This is a genomic window from Escherichia sp. MOD1-EC6021, from assembly GCF_002965245.1.
Lineage (GTDB): Bacteria > Pseudomonadota > Gammaproteobacteria > Enterobacterales > Enterobacteriaceae > Escherichia > Escherichia coli_F.
In genome coordinates, this window is the sequence record NZ_PTRU01000063.1 from 1 (window position 1) to 6,752 (window position 6,752).

Here is a 6,752-nt window from a genome sequence, read left to right on the forward strand (position 1 = left end):
CGCCCTGACGGGCTTGTCTGCTCCCGGCATCCGCTCACAGGCAAGCTGTGACCGTCTCCGGGAGCTGCATGTGTCAGAGGTTTTCACCGTCATCCCCGAAGCGTGCGAGGCAGCTGCGGTAAAGCTCGTCAGCGTGGTCGTGAAGCGCTTCGCAGATGTCAGCCTGGTCGTCGGCGTCCAGTTCATTCAGTTTTTCCAGCAGGGTCAGCGTCTGGCTTCTGATGAAGCGGGCCATGTTAAGGGCGGTTTTTTCCTGTTTAGTCACAGTTCTGTTTCTCCATGTGTGGGGAGTCTGTCGGAGGTTTTTAATGATACCGGTGAAACGCGAAAGGATGCTCACGATACGGGTCACGGATGAGGAACATGCGCGGCTGCTGGCACGTTGTGAGGGAAAACAACTTGCGTCATGGATGCGTAAGGTCTGCCTGGGGGCACCGCCATCGAAAACGTCAGGTCTTCCGACACTGGCACCGCCGCTGTTGCGCCAGTTCGCTTCGGTCGGCAATAACCTGAATCAGATAGCCCGGAAGATAAACAGTGGACAGTGGTCGGGGCATGACCGGGTTCATGTGGTGGCTGCACTGATGGCCATCGGACGTGAACTGAGTGAGCTGAGGGATGAGGTCCGTAAACAGGGAGAACGCGATGATAGTTAAGTTTCATGCCAGGGGAAAAGGCGGTGGCAGTGGTCCGGTTGATTACCTGCTGGGCCGGGAGCGTAACCGGGAAGGGGCGAGAGTTCTGCGGGGTGCTCCCGAAGAGGTGCGGGAACTCATCGATGCCACGCCGTTTGCGAAAAAATACACCTCGGGGGTTCTGTCTTTTGCAGAGCAGACACTGCCACCGGGAGAGCGTGAAAGGGTGATGGAGAGCTTTGAGCGGGTACTGATGCCCGGTCTTGAAAAAAATCAGTACAGCATCCTGTGGGTGGAGCACCAGGACAAGGGGCGTCTTGAGCTGAATTTTGTCATCCCGAATATGGAGCTGGCGAGCGGAAAACGGCTCCAGCCCTATTACGACCGGGCGGACCGTCCGCGAATCAATGCCTGGCAGACACTGGTGAATCACCATTACGGGCTGCACGACCCGAACGCACCGGAGAACAGGCGGACACTTGTCACCCCGAATAATCTGCCGAAAGCGAAACAGGAGGCCGCAGAAGCGATTACGAGGGGACTGGAGGCTCTTTACCATGCCGGAGCGCTAAAAACGCGTCAGGATGTCACTGAGGCGCTTACAGCGGCAGGTTTTGAGGTGGTGAGGACAACCAGGAGCAGTATCAGTATCGCCGACCCGGAGGGCGGGCGTAATCTCAGGCTGAAAGGGGCGCTGTATGAGCAATCTTTTACAAATGGGGACAGACTTCGAGAAGAAACTGAAAGAGCGTGCCGTCTCTACAGAGAACATGCTGAACAGCGAGTTCAGGAAGCTCGAAGCGTCTGTAGACAGGGAACTGAACTTAAACGGGCAGAAAATCAGAGACGCTATCAGCGCACACACAGCAGCGGTGAAAGAACAACTGGAGACGCTGAACAGTGCCGTGAACGCGCAGTTCAGCGCCACAGAGAACGAACTTGCCCGGCGGCAGGAAGAGCTGCTCTGGAAGCTGGTCAAAGGGCGGATACTGTACCCGTCGCTGACGGCGCTTTGCGTCACGGTCGGGATTTTTCTGGCGTCATGGGGGCTGATTCAGTGGCAGGAAAGCCGTATTGCGGCGAACATCCTGGCTATCAGGGACCAGGAAGAGACGCTGGCGAAACTCCGGGAAAAAACATGGGGTGTGACGTATCACGAGGGCAGGAACGGGAAATTTCTGGTGTTGCCGTCCGGGGTGAAGGGGGAAAACAACTGGACGGTGGAGAAGAAGAACGCAGTAAGACTGGTCAGGGAGTAAGTGAGTATGACAGAGCTGGAAATGCACTTACTGAACGCCTTAGAGCAATTGCAGCAGGACTATACGCAGCGGCTGAAAGACTGGGAGAGCGCCTTCACGGATTTGCAGCATATGTTCGAGCTGACACGACAGGAGAACGGGCAACTGAGGGAACAGTGCGACGACTTGAGTCAGCAGGTGCTGAGATTAGCCGGGCAGGTGGACCGCTTGAGTCGGTTATTTATCACGAACAGCAGATAAGGGATGAACAGGAAAGGCAGGCACGCCTGGAACGGGAGCGTGCGCGGTCCTGGCATGAAGAGCAGGAACGGGAAGCACGGGTATGGCGTGGCCCGTCAATGGGGATGTGACGGTGAGTTGTTCCGGGAGGTTGCCAGATGGTACCGGAACGCGTTAAAAACGCATCCGGGCGCGATTCTGGCGTGTCGTTTTTGTTGCTGTGTTTTGCCTCTTTGCCAGATCGCGCTCATTCCTCAGCCTCATCCCGCGATGTCTGCGTATGTCATCAACTGAAAAGATGGAAAAAAAACAGTGTCATGAGGTTTACGCAGGCAAAACCAGCGTTATTCACATGGCTGAATAGCTATGCATACGGTTAAAATTTATCAGGTGCGATCGCGGCAACTTTTCGGGTGGTTTGTTGCCATTTTTACCTGTCAGCAGCCGTGATCGCGCTGAACGCATTTCAGCGGTGCGTACAATAAGGGGTTATGTTAAATAACCCTTAGCTTAGCGGCGGCGCAGTGGTTGCCAGGTGAAGGTGTCATCCGGGTCCTGTCCGGCAGTCAGTGTGGCTTCTCGATTTTTGCTGGCCGTTCGTTCATCAAGAATGGCTTTAAGTATCCGTGCCCGGAGGCGTCGCTTTGTTTCCTGCGGCATTTTGTCCTTTTTCGTCAGCCCCATGGCACGAGCTTCAGCGGCAATGGCTTCTGCCAGTCGGCGCTCTTCGGCTTCGGTCAGTCTATGGCGTTTCATGGTGGTCTCCGGGTGTTTCTCTGGTGTCATAACAGTTTAACTGTTGGCTCTCTCCTTATGCTAATCAGCCTTCTTTCATGCCTGTTGCCATTGAGTTTAAGAATGATTGGTTGTTTTTCTTGAGCGTTTTCACAAAAACGTAAATCCAGTGGGTTGACAGGATTTACGAGGTGACGTAACTTTTTACTGTACATAAAACCAGTGGTTTTATGTACAGTTTGTTGTTTTTAACGCATTGTTTTAAAAGTCAAAGAGGTGTTTTTATGAGTGATTACGAAGGTAGTGGTCCGACAGAAGGTATTGATTATGGGCACTCGATGGTCGTGTGGCCGTCAACAGGACTGATTTCGGGTGGTGATGTGAAACCAGGAGGCTCATCAGGTATCGCTCCATCCATGCCTCCGGGATGGGGGGATTACAGCCCACAGGGTATCGCACTTGTACAAAGTGTTCTTTTTCCGGGAATTATTCGCCGGATTATTCTGGATAAGGAACTTGAAGAGGGAGACTGGTCGGGATGGTCTGTCAGTGTGCATAGCCCTTGGGGAAACGAGAAAGTTTCCGCTGCACGAACAGTTCTTGAGAATGGTTTACGTGGTGGTTTGCCAGAACCGTCTCGCCCGGCTGCTGTTTCTTTTGCCCGTCTGGAGCCTGCTTCCGGAAATGAGCAAAAAATTATTCGTCTTATGGTTACACAGCAACTGGAACAGGTAACGGATATTCCGGCCAGCCAGTTACCAGCAGCGGGTAATAATGTACCGGTGAAATATCGTCTGATGGACCTTATGCAGAACGGTACGCAATATATGGCTATTATCGGAGGTATTCCGATGACAGTGCCGGTAGTTGATGCCGTTCCAGTTCCGGACCGGAGTCGTCCGGGAACAAATATTAAAGATGTTTACAGTGCCCCTGTATCACCAAATCTACCGGACCTGGTATTAAGTGTGGGTCAGATGAATACTCCGGTTCTGTCTAATCCCGAAATTCAGGAAGAAGGAGTTATTGCTGAGACAGGTAATTATGTTGAGGCTGGTTATACGATGTCCAGTAATAATCATGATGTCATTGTTCGTTTTCCTGATGGCAGTGGTGTTTCTCCGTTATATATTTCAACTGTAGAGATTCTGGACAGTAATGGTCTGAGTCAGCGTCAGGAAGCCGAAAATAAAGCAAAGGATGATTTCAGAGTCAAGAAAGAAGAAGCGGTAGCCCGGGCTGAAGCTGAAAAAGCAAAAGCCGAGTTATTTAGTAAAGCAGGTGTGAACCAGCCTCCTGTATATACACAGGAAATGATGGAAAGGGCTAATTCAGTAATGAATGAGCAGGGAGCTCTTGTTCTGAATAACACTGCCAGTTCTGTACAACTGGCGATGACCGGAACTGGTGTCTGGACTGCTGCTGGTGATATTGCAGGCAACATAAGCAAGTTTTTCAGTAATGCTCTGGAGAAAGTAACCATACCCGAAGTGAGTCCCCTGCTTATGCGGATTTCTCTTGGTGCTCTGTGGTTTCATTCAGAAGAAGCTGGAGCAGGAAGTGATATCGTGCCGGGGCGAAATCTGGAGGCGATGTTTTCGCTGAGTGCTCAGATGTTGGCTGGACAGGGCGTGGTCATTGAACCTGGTGCGACGAGTGTAAATCTGCCTGTTCGTGGACAATTGATAAACAGTAACGGGCAATTAGCTCTGGATTTACTGAAAACAGGGAATGAAAGTATCCCAGCTGCGGTTCCTGTTCTTAATGCTGTCCGTGATACAGCAACAGGACTGGATAAAATCACGTTACCAGCAGTAGTAGGCGCACCTTCCCGGACGATTCTGGTTAATCCGGTACCACAACCTTCGGTGCCAACAGATACAGGTAATCATCAACCCGTTCCGGTTACACCAGTGCATACAGGAACGGAAGTAAAACCGGTCGAAATGCCAGTAACGACGATTACTCCTGTTTCTGATGTTGGTGGACTACGAGATTTTATTTACTGGCGTCCTGATGCTGCTGGGACTGGTGTTGAAGCTGTTTATGTGATGCTTAATGATCCTCTGGATTCAGGGCGATTTTCGCGTAAACAACTTGATAAAAAATATAAACATGCTGGTGATTTTGGTATTAGTGATACAAAAAAGAATCGTGAAACTCTTACTAAATTCAGGGATGCTATTGAGGAGCATTTATCGGATAAGGATACAGTAGAGAAAGGAACATACCGAAGAGAAAAAGGTTCAAAAGTTTATTTTAATCCTAATACGATGAATGTGGTTATAATTAAGTCAAATGGTGAGTTCTTATCTGGGTGGAAAATAAATCCAGATGCGGATAATGGTCGAATTTATTTAGAGACGGGTGAACTATGAACAAGATGGCAATGATCGATTTGGCGAAATTATTTTTAGCTTCGAAAATTACAGCAATTGAGTTTTCAGAGCGAATTTGTGTTGAACGGAGAAGATTGTATGGTGTTAAGGATTTGTCTCCGAATATATTAAATTGTGGGGAAGAGTTGTTTATGGCTGCTGAGCGATTTGAGCCTGATGCAGATAGGGCTGATTATGAAATTGATGATAATGGACTTAAGGTTGAGGTCCGATCTATCTTGGAAAAATTTAAATTATAATCATGAGTGATTTTAATATCTGGCATTTAAGTATAAATGTCAGATATTCACTCATGACAAGGAGATGTCATGAAAAAAAAGATAGGGGGATCTATGATTCTCGTTCTTGCTGTTTTGTGTCTGACTGCTTGCCAAGCTAACTATGTAAGGGATGTTCAGGGTGGAACAATTGCTCCATCATCATCTTCGAAACTAATCGGGGTGGCGGTTCAGTGAAAAATATTAAAGGATCTTCTTGAGATCCTTTTTTTCTGCGCGTAATCTGCTGCCTGTAAACGAAAAAACCCGCCTTGTGGCGGGTCCTTCCGTCCGATCAGAAGTCTTCGACCTCTTCTAATCGGCGGTGGTAACTGGCTTGGAGGAGCACAGTCACCAAAACTGTCTTTTCAGTTTAGCCTTAACTGGTTCATAACTTCAAGAGCAACTCCTCTAAATCAGTTACCAATGGCTGCTGCCAGTGGCGTTAAGTCGTGTCTTTTCCGGGTTGGCCCCAAGAGAACAGTTACCGGAGAAGGTGCAGCAGTCGGGCTGAACGGGGGGTTCCTGCATACAGCCCAGCCCGGAGCGAACTGCCTAAGTCGCCCCGAGATACCAGAAGACGTGAGCTATGAGAAAGCGCCACGTGTCCCGCAAGGGAGAAAGGCGGAAAAGGTATCCGGTAATCGATATGGCGGGAACGTGGGGGCGCAGGAGGGAGCGATTCACCGGAAACGGTGATGATCTTTAAGCCACGTCGGGTTTCGCCACCGCTGGCGGATTTCATGGTTGAGCCTCACGGCTCCCACAGATGCACCGAAAAAGTGTCTGTTTTGTGAAGTCCGTCAGGGGGGCGGAGCCTATGGAAAAAGCGCCTCCGGCGCGGCCTTTTTCGGGGTTTTCGTTTCTTGCTCACATGTTCTTTCCGGCGTTATCCCCTGATTCTGTGGATAACACTATCACCGCTTTTGAGTGGGCAGATACCGCTCGCCGCAGCCGAACGACCGAGCGTAGCGAGTCAGTGAGCGAGGAAGCGGAAAAGCGCCTGGACGAGCATTTTCTCCTTACGCATCTGTGCGGCATTTCACACCCGGCATGGTGCACTTTTCATACCATCCTCACTGATGCCACATGATTAAGCCAGTATACACTCCGCTATCGCTACGTGACTGGGTCATGGCTGCGCCCCGACACCCGCTAAAACCCGCTGACGCGCCCTGACGGGCTTGTCTGCTCCCGGCATCCGCTCACAGGCAAGCTGTGACCGTCTCCGGGAGCTGCATGTGTCAG

8 protein-coding genes are annotated in these 6,752 nt (G+C 50.5%); 6 read left to right on the plus strand and 2 right to left on the minus strand.

The window, feature by feature from the left end; translation table 11 throughout:
- Positions 1-73: 73 nt before the first annotated feature.
- Positions 74-265, minus strand: coding sequence for a Rop family plasmid primer RNA-binding protein (locus BEB54_RS27275; protein WP_000165980.1), 192 nt, complete (start codon positions 263-265; stop codon positions 74-76).
- 67 nt (positions 266-332) lie between these two features.
- On the opposite strand from BEB54_RS27275, the gene BEB54_RS27280 reads away from it, so the two are divergent.
- Together BEB54_RS27280 and mbeA are read left to right on the plus strand one after the other, a co-directional pair.
- The gene (locus BEB54_RS27280) at positions 333-656 is read left to right on the plus strand and encodes a MobC family plasmid mobilization relaxosome protein (RefSeq protein WP_001444404.1); all 324 of its coding nucleotides are present in this window, start codon (positions 333-335) and stop codon (positions 654-656) included.
- Entirely contained in the window at positions 646-2,244 is a 1,599-nt protein-coding gene (mbeA, locus tag BEB54_RS30045) for a plasmid mobilization relaxase MbeA (protein ID WP_000635779.1), read from the plus strand. Before BEB54_RS27280 ends, mbeA begins: the two co-directional genes overlap by 11 nt.
- A 379-nt stretch (positions 2,245-2,623) precedes the next feature.
- On the opposite strand, the gene BEB54_RS27300 is transcribed toward mbeA, so the two are convergent.
- Positions 2,624-2,869, minus strand: a complete 246-nt coding sequence (locus BEB54_RS27300; protein ID WP_000820629.1) for a hypothetical protein — start codon at positions 2,867-2,869, stop codon at positions 2,624-2,626.
- 263 nt (positions 2,870-3,132) lie between these two features.
- On the opposite strand from BEB54_RS27300, the gene cda reads away from it, so the two are divergent.
- The 4 genes from cda (at position 3,133) to BEB54_RS27330 (ending at position 6,597) form a co-directional block, all read left to right on the plus strand.
- Positions 3,133-5,226, plus strand: a complete 2,094-nt coding sequence (gene cda / locus BEB54_RS27305) for a colicin-D (RefSeq protein ID WP_001286654.1) — start codon at positions 3,133-3,135, stop codon at positions 5,224-5,226.
- Entirely contained in the window at positions 5,223-5,486 is a 264-nt protein-coding gene (locus BEB54_RS27310) for a colicin immunity domain-containing protein (RefSeq protein WP_001038407.1), read from the plus strand. Before cda ends, BEB54_RS27310 begins: the two co-directional genes overlap by 4 nt.
- A gap of 93 nt (positions 5,487-5,579) precedes the next feature.
- Positions 5,580-5,702: a colicin release lysis protein gene (locus tag BEB54_RS27315; protein ID WP_072165042.1), complete on the plus strand. Its 123-nt coding sequence runs from the start codon at positions 5,580-5,582 to the stop codon at positions 5,700-5,702.
- A 706-nt stretch (positions 5,703-6,408) separates the two neighbouring features.
- A complete protein-coding gene (locus BEB54_RS27330; RefSeq protein WP_024177148.1) occupies positions 6,409-6,597 on the plus strand; it encodes a hypothetical protein in 189 nt (62 codons plus the stop codon).
- The last annotated feature ends 155 nt before the right edge of the window (positions 6,598-6,752 follow it).

Coding starts and splice junctions, on each gene's coding strand:
- cda (WP_001286654.1), top strand. CDS start 3,133: ATGAGTGATTACGAAGGTAGTGGTCCGACAGAAGGTATTGATTATGGG.
- BEB54_RS27300 (WP_000820629.1), bottom strand. CDS start 2,869: ATGAAACGCCATAGACTGACCGAAGCCGAAGAGCGCCGACTGGCAGAA.
- BEB54_RS27310 (WP_001038407.1), top strand. CDS start 5,223: ATGAACAAGATGGCAATGATCGATTTGGCGAAATTATTTTTAGCTTCG.
- BEB54_RS27280 (WP_001444404.1), top strand. CDS start 333: ATGCTCACGATACGGGTCACGGATGAGGAACATGCGCGGCTGCTGGCA.
- mbeA (WP_000635779.1), top strand. CDS start 646: ATGATAGTTAAGTTTCATGCCAGGGGAAAAGGCGGTGGCAGTGGTCCG.
- BEB54_RS27315 (WP_072165042.1), top strand. CDS start 5,580: ATGATTCTCGTTCTTGCTGTTTTGTGTCTGACTGCTTGCCAAGCTAAC.